At 46.5% G+C, this 15,532-nt stretch carries 9 protein-coding genes; all 9 read right to left on the reverse strand.

Features of this window, described 5'->3' with window-relative positions:
* Window positions 1-342: 342 nt before the first annotated feature.
* The 9 genes from ACOIT5_RS19825 to ACOIT5_RS19865 all read right to left on the reverse strand — a co-directional run bounded on the left by ACOIT5_RS19825 (window position 343) and on the right by ACOIT5_RS19865 (window position 15,526).
* Window positions 343-1,242, reverse strand: a complete 900-nt coding sequence (locus tag ACOIT5_RS19825) for a family 43 glycosylhydrolase (protein ID WP_423127899.1) — start codon at window positions 1,240-1,242, stop codon at window positions 343-345.
* An 18-nt stretch (window positions 1,243-1,260) separates the two neighbouring features.
* The gene (locus ACOIT5_RS19830; RefSeq protein ID WP_423127900.1) at window positions 1,261-2,640 is read right to left on the reverse strand and encodes an alpha-L-fucosidase; all 1,380 of its coding nucleotides are present in this window, start codon (window positions 2,638-2,640) and stop codon (window positions 1,261-1,263) included.
* A gap of 11 nt (window positions 2,641-2,651) precedes the next feature.
* Window positions 2,652-5,045 (reverse strand): TIM-barrel domain-containing protein, encoded by a 2,394-nt coding sequence (locus ACOIT5_RS19835; RefSeq protein WP_423127901.1) that lies wholly within the window; start codon window positions 5,043-5,045, stop codon window positions 2,652-2,654.
* Between the two features lie 28 nt (window positions 5,046-5,073).
* The gene (locus tag ACOIT5_RS19840; RefSeq protein WP_423127902.1) at window positions 5,074-6,969 is read right to left on the reverse strand and encodes a sulfatase-like hydrolase/transferase; all 1,896 of its coding nucleotides are present in this window, start codon (window positions 6,967-6,969) and stop codon (window positions 5,074-5,076) included.
* A gap of 25 nt (window positions 6,970-6,994) precedes the next feature.
* The gene (locus ACOIT5_RS19845; protein WP_423127903.1) at window positions 6,995-8,404 is read right to left on the reverse strand and encodes an arylsulfatase; all 1,410 of its coding nucleotides are present in this window, start codon (window positions 8,402-8,404) and stop codon (window positions 6,995-6,997) included.
* 7 nt (window positions 8,405-8,411) lie between these two features.
* Window positions 8,412-10,502, reverse strand: a complete 2,091-nt coding sequence (locus ACOIT5_RS19850) for an alpha-L-fucosidase (protein WP_423127904.1) — start codon at window positions 10,500-10,502, stop codon at window positions 8,412-8,414.
* Complete coding sequence (locus ACOIT5_RS19855; protein ID WP_423127905.1) at window positions 10,499-11,617, reverse strand: glycoside hydrolase family 172 protein; 1,119 nt, start codon at window positions 11,615-11,617, stop codon at window positions 10,499-10,501. The genes ACOIT5_RS19850 and ACOIT5_RS19855 overlap by 4 nt, the downstream gene beginning before the upstream one ends.
* Window positions 11,618-11,657: 40 nt before the next feature.
* Window positions 11,658-13,550, reverse strand: a complete 1,893-nt coding sequence (locus ACOIT5_RS19860; protein WP_423127906.1) for a right-handed parallel beta-helix repeat-containing protein — start codon at window positions 13,548-13,550, stop codon at window positions 11,658-11,660.
* 92 nt (window positions 13,551-13,642) lie between these two features.
* Entirely contained in the window at window positions 13,643-15,526 is a 1,884-nt protein-coding gene (locus ACOIT5_RS19865) for a RagB/SusD family nutrient uptake outer membrane protein (RefSeq protein WP_423127907.1), read from the reverse strand.
* Window positions 15,527-15,532: the final 6 nt, after the last annotated feature.

Consider the following 15,532-nt stretch of genomic DNA (forward strand, 5'->3'; position numbering starts at 1 on the left):
AAGATTCGCGGATGCCGTTGTTGCAGGTTCATATTTTTTGAAAGGGAAGTGAAAAACTCTTCAATAAATTGCTCCAAATTTGTAGCATTTATTTATTGACAATTCATTAGGAAAATTACCTACGTTATTCTCGATTTAAACAGGTTTTTAAACCTTCCCGGTTGATCACTATTGCCTGCATTGCAAGCGGTATTATTTGTATAATGTCTGCCAGGACAAAATTTGTTCGGTTTGTTGGCTCTCATCTGATTCAGGTTTTGGCTAAATCGTGCAGGATGATTTGACTTTCAAACCAAACAATTTGGTTAATACTCAAGATTACGCCTGACTCCAGTCAAAGCCCTATTTTATGCCTCTTTCAGTCATTTCCACCGACTTAATTGTTCCATCCGGATTATATTCGAGAAATTCGGCGCAAACCCTCCGCTCAAAAGCACTGGGCCCCTGGATGTGGTAAAACAAATACCACTCATCTTTAAACTGAACGATGGAATGGTGGATGTTCCTCGAATTATTGTCCATGATAACTCCTTTGTATTCAAACGGGCCGTATGGCGTATCGCCAATTGAGTAGGCGAGTTTTCCTGCGTTTTTACCGTCCCATTCGGGGTACGACAGGTAGTACTTCCCATTGTATTTGTGCATCCATATCCCTTCGTGGAAATTTTCCGCTTCCAGTTCCGTAATATCTCCGTCCCTCGTGATCATATCTTCTTTCAGCTTCACCACGCGAAGCACATTTTGTCCAAAATAGAGGTAAGCCTGGCCATCGTCGTCGATAAACACTGTCGGGTCCATCACCCGCGTACCCGATTCTTCCCGTTCAATCAGCGGTTTGCCCAGGGGATCGACAAAAGGCCCCTCAGGCTTATCAGATACGGCCACCCCAATCTGGTCGTCGGCCGGGAAGTAAAAATAATACTTTCCGTCGCGCTCAATGCAATCGGGCGCCCAGGCCCACTTGTCGGCCCATACAATGTCATCGAGTCCAAAAATAACTCCATGATCGGTCCAGTTTACCAAGTCGGAACTTGAAAAAGCGTGCCAGTCAACCATGTCCCAGTGGATGCTTCCAGCTATATCGTGAGAAGGATATATCCAGAGCTTATTGCCGAAAACCCGTGCTGATGGATCGGCATGGAAATCGGGAAGTATGGGGTTTCCGCTATACCGAATCGATTTTTGACATGCCATTGACAAAGTGAGCAAAAGAATTGCCCCAAATAAACCAAACGTCTTCATAATTTATCGTTTTAATATTTATATTCCTACCAGTTTATAAACCCAAGCATATTGGCCCAGCAACGTTTTCGGAGAAACTAAGGGCGGCTTGATAATGGCCCGATTTTCAGATATCGAAAAATCCACGTTCCCACTAAAGCCCAGTAATTCAACAGCATTGATTTTACCTATATTCTCAAGAACAATCGGGTCATCTTGCCATTCGGTAACTATTAAATAAAGATCCTTGCCTTTCCGTGTGAAGAACGTTGAGGTGGTCGGGGTAACTGGTGGCGCTTTCTCCCATTTGCGGGTGCCATAAATTGCCTCCCCGTTAATTTTTAACCATGCCCCAATATCAGCCAGTCGTTGTTGCATGATAACCGGAATTCTTCCATCAGCCGTAGGGCCAATGTTGAGCAACAAATTTCCTCCCCGGGCAACTTTATTGATCAGGTTCTTGACCAGTGATTCGGAAGACTCATAGTCCTCCAGGTTCTCATTCCGGTTGTACCCGAACGATCCGCCAACTCCCCTGCACTCTTCCCAGGGCTTATTAAAAACCAAACTGTTTGTTCCCTGGCCTTTTAGTAAATCATATTCTGTTGTAAAATATCCCCCATGTACGCTTCGAGTCCCTTTTCCCCAACGATCATTGACCACTACTGATTCTTTCACAGGAGATTCATTATAAAGCCAGGCAAGGAAATTTGTACTTTTCCACACTTCTGCCGGATGGTCCCACTCCCCATCAGTCCAAATAATTTCAGGTTGGTAACGGACAACCAAATCTTTCAACTGAGGGATCATGTGTTCATCGACATACTTTTCGACGTTTGACCGATAAAGTGGATTAAACCACTCATATAAAGAATAATAAAAACCCATTCGAAGCCCGCTCTTTTTTATCGAAACGGACACCTCCTGGCACAAATCCCGGTGCGGGCCGACATCCATGCTATTCCAGTTCCAGCTTTTATCGCTCGGCCACAGGCAAAATCCATCATGATGCTTCGATGTGAGAACGACATATCGTGCCCCGGATTCTTTAATAATTTCAGCCCACTGGTCAGGATCAAACAGTTCGGCATTAAATTGCGCCACAAAATCTTGGTAATAAACTTTCTCCCCATACATTGACTGGTGAAAATCCACAAATGGTTTTAACTGATGGCCGTTAGGGCTTTGCCTGTACCAATACCATTCGGAATATTTGTCGTGTGTCCCACCGGTTGTGGGCGCCCATGAAGGGACGGAATACAATCCCCAATGAATGAATATTCCGAACTTTGAATTTTCGAACCACTCCGGAACAGGCCTGCTATCAATCGATTGCCAAGATGGTTCATACAGCGGTTGAGATTGTGATTGACAAAAAAACATCAAAATAAAAACAGAAAGTAAGCCAAAACTTCTCATGATAGGTTGTTTTACAGAATGGTAATATGTTGCTTTTCCGTAAGATCTGTTTGGAAATGCCGGATCACCAATTTCCCGGACTTAATGAATTCCCAATTATCGATCTTTTTGTTATTCAAAAGGATCTTCTTTGGCTTCTGGTCAATAAAAAACTCCAGCTTATATTGTCGGGACACCGGCATTCCTTCATAAAAGCCCTGGACCGGATTGATCACAAAATCGATTTTCTTCCCGGAAGCCAGACACTGAAACTTGATTTCAGAATATTTCCCGTCGGTATATCCATAACTTATCCCATCATCTTCCAATAATGTAAAATCACTGTCGTTGTGGGGATAAATTTTTAAAATCAGGCTATCTGCGGCGGTTTCTTCGATAAAGGCTTTTGGAAACTGATACGGGATGATGGCCCCGGCTTTGATAAAAAGCGGCCCTCCCCTGTCTTCAGGAATATCGCATTTTACCAACTGTTTTCCCTGAAACCGATTGCCAGTCCAATAATCAATCCACTGCCCCGCCGGAAGGTAAACCGAATTGGTATAAGCGCCCACCAGCAGATTTTCTCCAAACATATACTGGTGCAATGCCCCTGCGACCTTTGGCTCATCGGGAAAAGCAAGCGCCATTGGCCATGCAATGGGCTGTCCGGTCAACGAACTGTTGATGGCCGCCGAATAAATGTATGGCATAAGGCTGTATCGCAACTGGGCGTAAAACCGGAACATATCTTTATCGCGCTGGTTGTAATACCATGGATGGAGCAACCATGCCCAACTATTGACCTGCACCCAGGGTATAAAAAACGAATAATGGATACCAGGAGCTTTGACCACCACATTCTCCAATGCATCAATCGACATATTGGGGTTGCCCGAAAAGCTGTGATTAATTACATCGTACAGACTTTTTATGTGCCCGCCATTATCGCCAACCGTTGATGCCCCCCAGCGTTGCGAACCTGCATAACCGCCACAGTAATGGTGGAACGAACGTAAACCGGTATGTTCCCTGAATGTGCGGTACATTTGCTTTTGCAGCAAAACCTGATTCACATTGTGCATTTCGGCATCGGTTTTACCGTTGTGGTATTTCCGGTCGGGATGTTCATCCAAAGTACGCCCCGGATCGAGCTTAAAACCGGCAATCCCTTCATCTACAAACTTGTTCAGGTGCGGGAACCAGTGTTCCAACCCAGATTCCGGCTTTCCTGATTTTTTTGCCAGGTAATCCTCTTCTTCAATGCTCAAATCGTGGTCAATACAAAGCCAGAGCGCCATTTTAAAGCCCAAATCTTTCATCCGGCGGACAAACAAATTGGTTGCTTTTGGGTCTTTGGGGTTGCGCAGCCAGTAATAGCTGTTTTGGAAACGGTCGAGGTTCCATTCCTTTTTGGTGGAGAAATCGTAATTCTGCTTCATCCACTGTGGTTCGAGCCAATAAATGTCGCAGGGGATTTCTTCCTGCCTAAAGCGGTTGGCATTGTCGAGTACATTGAACTGGTTTTCGAGCGTGTTGCTCCCGAAAGCCAGGCCATACGCCCATTTGGGCAGCAGATAAGGTTTACCGGTGATGGTTGTGTACAAATCGAGTACATCAACCATATCGCGCCCAAACATTAGGTAAAAATCAATCTCGCCGTCAGTATTGTACACGAACAATTTATCCTCCTGAAAACGGCCAATATCGAAGTAATTTCTGAAAGTTACGTTGTTGAAAATGCCCCATCCCGAAGAACTCATCAAAAAAGGCATCGACGATTCGGAACGCTGATAGCTTGCCCAGGTGCGCAATGCCGTTCCACGGTGCTGGATGGTTTTGCGGCTGGAACTTCCCCCTCCATAAAACAATTCCGTGTCTTTCAACGAAATTTCAAATAGGCTGCTTTTCTCCAGGCTTCCGGTTTCCTCGTCAAACTGTTCGTTTACTTTTCCGTCTACATCGCCAATAATCGCCCCTTTGCGTTTCGGATTGATAAAGTATTCACTGAACGACTTTTTCAGTCCGGCACACAGCGGCTGTGTATTTTCGTGAAAAACAAGCTGTTCGATGATCGGGTTTCCGGCTGGATTTTTCACACTGATCCTCCCGTCTTTACAGTCAACCAACAGCGCAAACTTTTTGGTTGCTAACCGGTATTGATCCGCATCCATGTTCTTTGAAAATTCGGTTTCTGCCCAGTCAGTTTTCACTACTTCATAGCGCTCCATCAGCGATTCGGAAAACGAATTTTTATCCGACAGCCTGATCCGCACAATGTTGTCGGAACAAACCTGAACCGCCATAAACTTGCCGTTTTGCAACTGGATTACGGTGCTTTCGCTTTCCTTTGCTGCCAAATTTATTGGCGCCAAAACGCCCCAACCGATCAAAACGATGATCAGGAACTGATAAAATTTCATATACATACTTAGGTTCTTACTTCATTGATAATTCTTAAAATTCCCAGTCGAAAGTATTGGGCACCAAGCCCAAACTTCCCAGAAAATCGAGACAGGCTGCTTTCACATTGTAACTGGCGGCCTCATTCTCCCTGACTTTTTTTACCGTATCGACAAAAGGCTGTTTGTTATCGGCATATACCAACAGGTTGAGGGCCATCAGTGCAATGTCCATATTTTTATCGGTGCAAAACCCGATCAGCTTCGCCTCCGCTTCTTTGTCATTTTGCTCCTGAAAAACAATGGCAGAAGCAATAACCGCAACCGGCGGGTAATTATCGTCCATCGCTTTTTTTATTTCAGGGATGAATGTTTTTATGATTTCGGAAGGTCGCGCCCGCAAACCCAGCGCGGCCCAGTACCGCACCCATTTATTGTTGCTTCGGAGCAGTTTTACCTGCTTCTCGGTAACAACTTTTCCTGTAAAGCCGGATAAGTTGGCGGCGGCAAAAATCTGCCTGACCGGAAAGTCGTTATTTTTCAGGCGGTACTCATACGGCGTCAGCGATTGGGAAATCAACCCGATTTCATATTCCGGAAGAAATAATACATCGCGCGAGTCAAGTACCTCTTTTTTCAACCGGGCGCGCATTTTTTCCAGAACCGGTTTGAAGGTTGGGTCACCGGCCAAGTTTTTCGTTTCCCATGGATCGTTTTCAATGTCGAACAAAAATTCAGGTGGACGTTTTTCAAACAGGCTTTTCTGCAACGGGTTTAGTTTATCGTCCGCTAAATCCTTTCGCATCAACTGCTTGATTTCGCCAATTTCCATGTACCGGATGTAGCGGGCTTCGGGCATAAAAGGCATAAAATTCCGCGAGTACATGTATTTTCCATCGGTGACGCTGCGCACCAAGTCGATCCCGTTGTCCGATCGGTCGGATGAAAGAACCAGGTGATCGGTCGGCTTCGAACGTTGCTTTCCTATCAAAACCCTTCCGGCGAGATGTTCGGGGACATTCCCTCCGGTGAGGCTGATCAGTGTCGGCGCCAAGTCTTCAAAATCGATCAGTTCATCAGTAACCACACCCTTTGTCCCCCACGGCGAAAGGTGTTTGTACATTTCGGGAAACCAAATCACAAACGGGACGCGATAGCCCAGGTTGATGCCGTTGGTTTTGCCGCGTGGGATGCCTTCGCCGTGGTCGGCAAAAAAGAAAATAATGGTGCTGTCTTTCAGGTGATCGTTTTCAAGCCGCTTCAGCAGTTCGCCAATCCGGTTGTCGGTGAGTTTTATCGCGTTATAAACCCGTGCAAACTGTTTCCGCATTTCGGGCGTGTCGCGATAAAACGGCGGCATGTCGAAATCCTGGTCCGATATTCGCTCGTTTTCTGCCAGTTTTTCCAAGGTATTGGCCTTATAAACGGAATATGGCTGCGTCATTGTTTTCGACTGGTGCGGTTCCATAAAATTGAAAACCGCGAAAAAAGGCTGCCCCGGCTTTCGTTTCCACCAACCGGCTTGCGTCGAGCTTTCATTCCAGGCCTCCCGGATGAACGCCTCTTCGTTGGCCACATTATAGTCGGTTTTGCTATTGTTGCTCGTGTAGTAGCCTTCTTTTTGCAAGTAGAACGGGAAGCCTTTCATAAATTCGGGAACCGGGTAAAAACTCCTGTGGTTGCCTGTGCCAGTCTTGCACGTTTTCACCCCGGTGATCAGCGCCGAGCGGCTTGGAGAACAAACCGTTCCGGTTGAAAAAGCATTGGTAAACCGTACGCCTTCCCTTGCCAACTGGTCGATCACCGGCGTTCGCGCATCGTTGTTGCCGTAACAACCGATAAAATGCGGCGAGGTGTCCTCAATGGTCACCCACAGTATATTTGGCTTTTCCTGTGCCATTGCAAAAGATCCAATAAACAGCGATGTAAAAGCGATATTTTTAGCATTCATCCGGCACGGTTTTTAGTTTTTCTCCTTACTTTTTCTTTGGTTCAAGCGGAAATTCGGGATGCTCGGTACGCGCCGAAAGCATCATGCTTTTTAACTGCCCGGCCACCTCGGGAAAATCATTCAACACATTGTTTTTCTCCGAAACATCGGAATCCAGGTTGTACAGTTCGTAGCTTTTCCCCACAAAATGCACCAATTTCCATTCACCTTTGATCAGCGCTTGCATCGGGCCTTTGTTTTCGTTGAACTCCCAGTAAAGATAGTCGTGTTTTTTTTGTTTTTTATCGTTCCCAAGAAGCGATGGCAGATACGAAATCCCATCGGTTTTGCCTGAAGGTTTTAACCTGGCCAGTTCGCAGGCAGTGGGCAAAAAATCCCAAAAGGCAGAGACATGGCTGCTTTGCGTACCCGCTTGTATGGTCCCGGGCCAGCGGGCAATAAAGGGCACACGGATGCCACCTTCGTACAGGTCGCGTTTTTTCCCACGGAAATCGCCGTTGCTGTTCAGAAATTCGTTGTTCACATCATCAAACTCATGGCCGTTGTCGCTGGCAAAAATTACCAGCGTATTTTCATCCAGCCCAAGTTTTTCCAACTGCTCCAAAATACGGGCAACATTCCGGTCGAGGCGGCTGACCATCGTGGCATAAGTCACATACCCGTTTTCGTCGTGCCGGTAATGCCCCGGCACCATTTTCCGGAGCGGCCAGTTTTGTTGGTAATAATATTCCTTTTCGCTCTCCGGAACGGTTAATTCGTAGTGGGGAATGGTGGGCGTGTAATAAAGAAAAAACGGCTTGTCCTGATTCCTGTCAATAAACTGAAGAGCTTTGTCAATAAACAAATCATCGGCATATTTCCCGATTTTGTCCATCATTACATTCCCTTCAATCACGATTTCCTGATCGTTTTCCCATATTTTCTCCGGATAATAATGATGGGCCGCCGCATGTGTCGCAAAACCATAAAAATAATCGAAGCCCTGTTTCAGTGGCATTCCCTCGTCGAGGTTTTCGGCCAGCCCCCATTTCCCGATTATCCCGCAGGTATATGCGGCACGTTTTAGCTCATCCGCCACAGTTACGTCTTCCAAACCGATGTCAACCGGGTTGCCACTTTTGGTCCAGTCCGGATTTTCCCTGACTGGGGCGTGTCCGGTATGCAAGCCGGTCATCAAACAGGCCCTGGATGGGCCGCAAACCGTCGAGCCCGCGTAATGGTGGGTAAACACAATCCCTTCGCCCGCCATCCGGTCGAGGTTCGGCGTTTTTATTTTTTGGCCTCCATTGAAGCCCAGGTCCCCGTACCCCAGATCATCGGCCAGAATAAAGATAATGTTTGGACGGTTTTTGGGTTTTCCGGGACCGTCGTCAGCACATCCGTAAACGGACGAGATGGCAGCAGCCCCGGTCAACAACAATAATTTCGTATTCATTTACAGTTTATTGGGTAACAACATCAAATTCGGCCATTCCTACTTTCTTGTGGTCAGACGCCAGGGTGACAGCGCTCAATTTCACAAACCTTGCATCAACAGTTGCAAACGCTATTTGCTGCAACACCGGGCTGTTCTGTATATTCGAGAATTCGCCCGAAGCCACCGGGCTGCCCCAGTTACGGCCATCTTTGCTGGTATAAAATTTATAGGAATAAATAATGCCTGAATGTCCCTGCCGCTGGTCGGGCAAATAAGAAAATCCTTTCAGGGCAAGCATTTCACCAAGGTCAACCACAAAATCGGCAGGCAATTCGCTGGCAAAACTGATCGCGGTGTTGGGATCGCCATCAAAAATTACCGGTACATTTTTAAGCGTTCCGGCTTCGCCCATCAGTTTCCAGTTGGTTTTGGAAACATCAAAACTCTGTACCGCCACAGGGCTTTCTTTTTGTGTTGATGGATCGATGGCCACCGCTTTTACCACCGCTTTTGTATTCAGCAAAAATGGTTCGCTGTATTTTAACGAAGAAATACCCGGTTCCGATTGATCGACGGTGTAATAAATTTCGGTGTCACTATCGGATTTGGCAATGCTTACCAAGCCCTGCTGGTCCCTGCGGATTACGGGTGATTCAAGTACTTTGGGCGCATTGAACACCTGGATGTTGGAAATCAGCGGACAAGCTTTTGCATCATCAATCGTAAAACGCAATTGAGTGGCCGTAACCGTTGGGAAACGCAGGATGCGTTTGTAGCCAATGGTGGTTTCTTCAGCAATTTTCTGCCAGGCGCCATCCACATTTGCCTCAAGGGTGAACTTTTTCACCCTTTGCCCCAGCGGGATATATTCCTGCGCCAGAAAACGGTTGAACGCCACCGGTTGCATAAAGTCGATTACCAGCGAAGCCTGCAAAACATCGTCATCGGTCGCCCAATAAGTCTGCGGATCATCATCGAAAGCCTTCTCCGTATTGTATTTTTTTGATTTTCCGCGCACATTGGACGCCGAAACTTTTTTCCCTTTGGCCATATTTTCAGCAAAATCGGCTTTCAGTGCAGCAGCCAGTTTCATCACTTGTTCCACATCTTTTTCGTGGATCAGGCCCCGCGGATCGACCGGAAAATTCAGCAACAAAGAACCGTTCCTTCCCACTGAATGATAATAAATATCGAGCAGGTGCGGCAATGTTTTTACCTGGTGGTCTTCCTCGGTGTGGTAATACCATCCCGGACGGATGGATACGTCCACTTCGGCGGGAACCCAATGCGTTCCGTCTTCTTGGCCAGCGCGAAGATGCTCACGGTCTTTGGCCACTCCGGGCGCAAAATCATCGCGTTTCAGCAAACACCAGTTGGTCGGTCGCGCCCAGCCTTCTTCGTTCCCTACCCATCGGATATCGGGGCCACCATCCGAAAACATCACCGCATTGGGCTGCAGTTCGCGTACCAGTTCAAAAGTTGTTGGCCAATCGTAATAGGTAAGTTTATCCACCCGGCGTTCTTCGTTGGCTCCACCATACCAGCCGGTTCCGCCGTTTGCGCCATCGAACCAAACTTCAAACACTTCGCCGTAGTTGGTGAGCAACTCGCGCAACTGGTCCCTGAAATAGGTAATGTATTCGGGCTTGCCATAATCGGCGTGGTTGCGGTCCCAGGGCGAGAGGTACACGCCGAATTTCAGGCCATATTCTTCACACGCATCGGCAAATTCGCGGACAACGTCACCCTTGCCTTCTTTCCATGGTGAGTTTTTTACAGAATGTTCGGTATAAGCCGATGGCCACAAGCAAAAACCATCGTGGTGCTTTGCCGTTAAGATAATGCCTTTCATCCCGGCTTCTTTGCAAACGCGCGCCCACTGGCGGCAATCCAGTTCGGTCGGGTTAAACTGTTCCGGCTTCTCGTCGCCCATCCCCCACTCCATGTTGGTGAAGGTGTTCATATTGAAATGGATAAAACCATAATATTCCAATTCGTGCCAGGCCAGTTGACGTTCGGTAGGCAACGGGCCAAAAGGCGCAGGAGGGCTTACTTTGTTGCACCCTGCAAAAAAACAGAGCAACCCAATTGCAAAAAATAAATTCAGTAATCTCATGGTAAATTATTATTTAGTAGTTCTTTTCTATCGTTTCGTTCGTGAATTCTGGTGATTCGGCCTTTCACAGCGGGCAACACAGGCGCTTCAACAATTGGCCACTGGTACCAGTAGGCGGTTGACGAATAATCGTCGGAACGCTCGTTGTGGCAGCCATGCTCAATGGTCACCCTGATGTTTTTGGTAAAAGGTACGGGGTCTTTGATATGGAAACGGTACATGGTCCACAGTCCGTCCCAGTTGTTGTGCGCGTGGTTGAACCACGAAGTCCCGGCATACGGGAAACAATTGTCCTGCATTCCCCAGGCATGGTTGAAATAATCTTCGCTACCGGTACCGTGAAGGGCAGGCGGGAAAGCTTCCCCGTCAACATAGATCATATCGTCGCCTTCGCCCCACCAGCCCCCGGTAAAATTATCGATGCTCAGGTTGCAGCCCAGGTAATTGCCTTCGCCTTCAGTTTCGAGGATGACGTAATTGTTTTCGCCTTTCTTGCCTGAATCATAAGAAACCGGTTTTGTCGGCATTTCGGCTTTCCATGAGCAATGAAAATAATACGGTTTTTTGAACGGCTTTTTATATTCCTGATAATCGATATAATAAAATATCCGGGTATCCACTTCGCTTTCGTTGACCAGGAAAATCTTCGCCCTTTTGTTGAACGGCATTTTTACCCAACTGTTCAGTGCGCCCCTTCGCTCGCCTTCGTTTATCGACATGTCGAACAATTCGCTGGAATAACTCCGAACCTTTCCGTGCCCTATTCCGAAGAAATCGCCCAATGGGACGCGCACGCTGGGATAATCCAAGCCGTCCCAGTATATTTCCAGGGAATTTTTCCGGACGAACATGGAGTCTTTCACCTCGAATAAATTATCGACCGCGCACCAGATGTGCGAAATGACCGAAGGGCCTTCAATATCGGCCAACTGCGCGCGCTCCCCTTTTTTAACGATCAGCCAGTCTTGGTTGATGGCTTCTTTTTGGTTCCAGCTCGAAATGCGCTTGGACTTGAAATCCTGCTTTTGCCATGGCGATGGTTTATCAATCGGGGTTTGTCCGGAAACGCCGAAAGCGTACAGCAAAACTATTATTGAACAGATCGTTTTTTTCATGTCCTGTTTATGTAAACTGACAAAATTTTGTAATCTCTTTTTACTTTTTGAAATACTCCGATAATTGGATGACTTCGTTTTTTCCGCCTTTCAATGCCCCGGAAAAAATATGCTGAGTATTGTATTTTCGCCCGAGAAAGTCTTCGGTAATATACGGCAACCTGTCAACCAAAGGGAACGCGCCTTTTATCTCCAGTTCAAAAACAAGATCGGACGGGTTGAATTTCCCAGAGATGTCGGCAATCCTGCTGTTTTTGTCAAATCCTGCCTTTTGCCACGATTCCCAGTTAAACTTCTCGTCCTTACTTTCCGATGAAGCGACCAAATTGTAATCGGAAACAGTTGTTAGCGAATCGATATACGAGAAAGGCCTGGGATTGTCAACCAGCACATTATAAAGAATTTTATTGTGTGCAGCCGTGGTAAACCGGTCGTCTTTCCGGCGGCCCGGGGTTATTTTTGTCATGATCCCGTTCTCTTTCGAATGCCCTACCAGGTTATGAACCACATAAAGCGAATCGTGGTCGTGCTGATAAATGCCATGTTTTCCGCAATTCCACACCAGGTTATTGTCTACCAGATTTGCGCGGGTCGATACTTCCATAAAAATTCCCCCGAAATTGCAGCTCACGTTGTACAGCAGGTTTTGGGTCACCCGCGAGTTAATGTTGTTGGCATCGAGCCATATCCCCATAGCAGCCTCAATATCGTGGATGTGGTTCCGGCGAACCAGGCAGTTACGGGTATATAAGATTTTGATTGCTGCCGTTTCGTAATAAAATTCAGCCTCCTGCCATCCCAAATTATAGATGTGGTTATCTTCGATCAGGTTTTCGAAGTTGATCATCCCCTGAATGCCGCCCGTCCCACAATCGTATATCGTATTGTTCCTGACGATATTCCGGCCAGAAACCGCTTCCAGCGTTTCGCGGCTTCCCTCGTCGAAATGTTCATCGGTCCTAGCGCCAATTTCAATAGCCACACTATTGATTTTCCGGAACACATTATTTTCAATAATCCAATGGCTTCCGCCAAAGTTCGACAATGCACCTTTTCCCGATCGCGGGAACCCGTTCCCGACCTGTTCGATCGTAAAACCGTTCAGCCGTATATAATTGACACCTTTCGCCTTCGGGTTAAACGGGCTTTGGCGTGTGGTTACCTCCATAAGCTGGTTGTTGGGGTCTTTCCCCCCGAACGGATGGATGTGGATGGTGCATTCACTTTTTTCGGTGCGGGTTGTATCGACCCAATACGATCCGGGAAGTTTTACAATATCTTCATAGGCACAAAGTTGTGTCATCCGTTCACCGTTCTGGAATACCATTCCCCTCACCAATGTATAGGGGACACGGTTCGTCCAGTCTTTGGCCCACCGCATCACTTTCATATCATACTCATTCGCATTTTGGATCCGGAATGGGTTCGACTCTTCAAAATAATAAACCGGCAACGATACCATCCATAATTTATGAGAAAACGACATGGATGGTTCGTAAGGGGTTCGCGACTTCACCCATTTATCCCTTACCACTTCGGAACCGCTGATAACCACATCGCCCCCGGGGGCCGCTTCGTAGGCAATCATCGCTGCCGGTCCGTCTCCTCCCCGAACAGGGCGAACTGATTCGCGGTAAATGCCCTTTTTTACCAACACTTTTTCGCCCGGCTGCACTTCTCTGGCCGCACGCCCGATGGTTCGAAACGGACTTCCCTCTGTTCCGGCATTATAATCCGAAGCGGCGGGATGGTTTTGATCAACGTAATACTTTTTTTTATATACAGTCTCATCGTTCCAAAAAGGAAAGGATGTGCCGTCAAGCAACATCACGCCATCGTGCGCCCTTGGGTAACGCTGCGATTGTACAAGCCCAGACAGCATGACAAAGGTGACAAGCGCAATGGCTTTTGTTCGTAAATTGCTTCGGTTCATGCATGAAAAATTTGAATCATTGTTGTCCGGCACCGCGGACAACAATGACTAATGATAACAAGAAATGTTTTGTGATAGCCGAAAATGGCCTGCTAGTTCCAACCGGGGTTCTGTTCCAGGTTTTCGTTCAGCGATAAATCATTCAGAGGTATCGGAAACAAATAATACTGGTCTTTCCAGCCCTTGCCAATTTTCACAGGATTTATAAACCTTTGTAAATACCCTTCATTATTTACAGGGTTAAAATCGCGGTCAACTAATTTCAGATTGTTCCATGCAGCAACAATTACCCCGGCAGCATTGGTGTAATCCGACTTTTTAATCCGGACGCCCATCTGGTCCTGGTTAACAAACCACGCCGCGGTTTTCCATCTGCGTACGTCCTGAAATCCAAACCCTTCACCCATTAGTTCAACTAACCGTTCACGACGGATTTCCCACAATACAGGATCAACCGTAACATCCCGCTTTGGATCAAAAGAGTCATCTATTTCAGATACATTCATATCAGCTATAGCCGCACGCTTGCGCAGTTTATTAATTGTCAGATCAGCAACTGTTTGACTGAAACGGCCCATCTCAAACATCGCTTCGGCATAATTCAGCAATACTTCTTCGATATAAAAAATGGGTTTATCGAATGTATTAACTGCAGCCATATTACTAAACGAATCGCCTAAAGTATAATGCCGCCACATATGGTAGCCTGAGCGCGATGCAATCGGTGCTTGTCCCGGACCAATCACATTGGGCGATGTCCAGTTCATCGTACCGGACCAGTTGAAGACAGGCAACCGCTTGGAGGGATTGTTCGGGAGAATCTGCTTCATAAGCTCCACATATTCAAACGGATCTACATTTGCATGGTATTTTGTCGAGTTTACCGAACTATTCGGAGTAAAGTCCTGATTTAATCCGGTTGCCATGAAATAAGGCGGTACAACCTGGAGAATTAACCGGCGGTCACGGTTTCTGAATTCATGATACATCGTCTCGTCACCTGCATACAATGCACTGTTTGATATGGTCTTTCCGTCTGAGCAAAGATACATTTCCGCTGTTGCTTTGTGCATTTCATATTTACTGACATTCGAACGGTCGCGTTGGCTAATTGTATGGGTCAAGAGGTCTTTAACATACTCTTTGTAAAGGATGATGCCTGTATAGGTACTCAAGTCTTCGCTGCACATCAGTTTATCGTAATCGCTGTTAACCTGAGGAAAAACTTTCATCAACTCTTCTGAAACACGGATTGCTTCATTAAGAAATTTTTCATAGTCGCCCAATCCGTGATATTTTCGCCAGGTTCCTTCAAACAAACAAAAGCGCGATATGAAAGCGCGTACTACATTTTTATTAATTGTATTGTCACCATCGCCCTCGGCTTTTATGTTATTTTCGGCAAACAGGAGTCGTTCCAATATTTTATTGGTTACTTCAATTCTGGAAGTCCGTGTTCCATAGATCAAATCGACATCGGTTTCACCCAATACTTTGTCCACCCATGGGACGTCACCAAAACGCGATACCAGCTCCATGTAGTTATACGAATGGAAAAAATAACCGACAGAACGCCAATGCGCTTTATCTTTCTCCACCATTTCCGATTTGTCCACATTGTCAAGCAGGAGGCATACCCTGCGAATAAATGAAAAATTCCAACCGCCACCGCTTGACGGGGCCTGTGCCGTATTGTTACGATATGGGTTATCTTCGGTTGTCGAATAAACTGACAGGTAGCCTGCCCGCCAATCACCATTGTACCGGCCAAATTCAGGATCGATACCCTGTACAAAATTGTTGTAATCATTGAATACAGAATAAAAAGACCAGGCATAGGTCCTGAAATTCTCATTCGTTTTAAATGCGGTTGCTTCTGTTTGTGATTCAATGGGGTATTTTTCCAGAAAATCATCATTACAGGCTCCAAGTACGAAGGCTGCTATAACCGGAAATATTAGTAAGTATTTTTTCATTTTCAA

It is taken from the genome of Gaoshiqia hydrogeniformans (assembly GCF_049347105.1).
Lineage (GTDB): Bacteria > Bacteroidota > Bacteroidia > Bacteroidales > Prolixibacteraceae > Gaoshiqia > Gaoshiqia hydrogeniformans.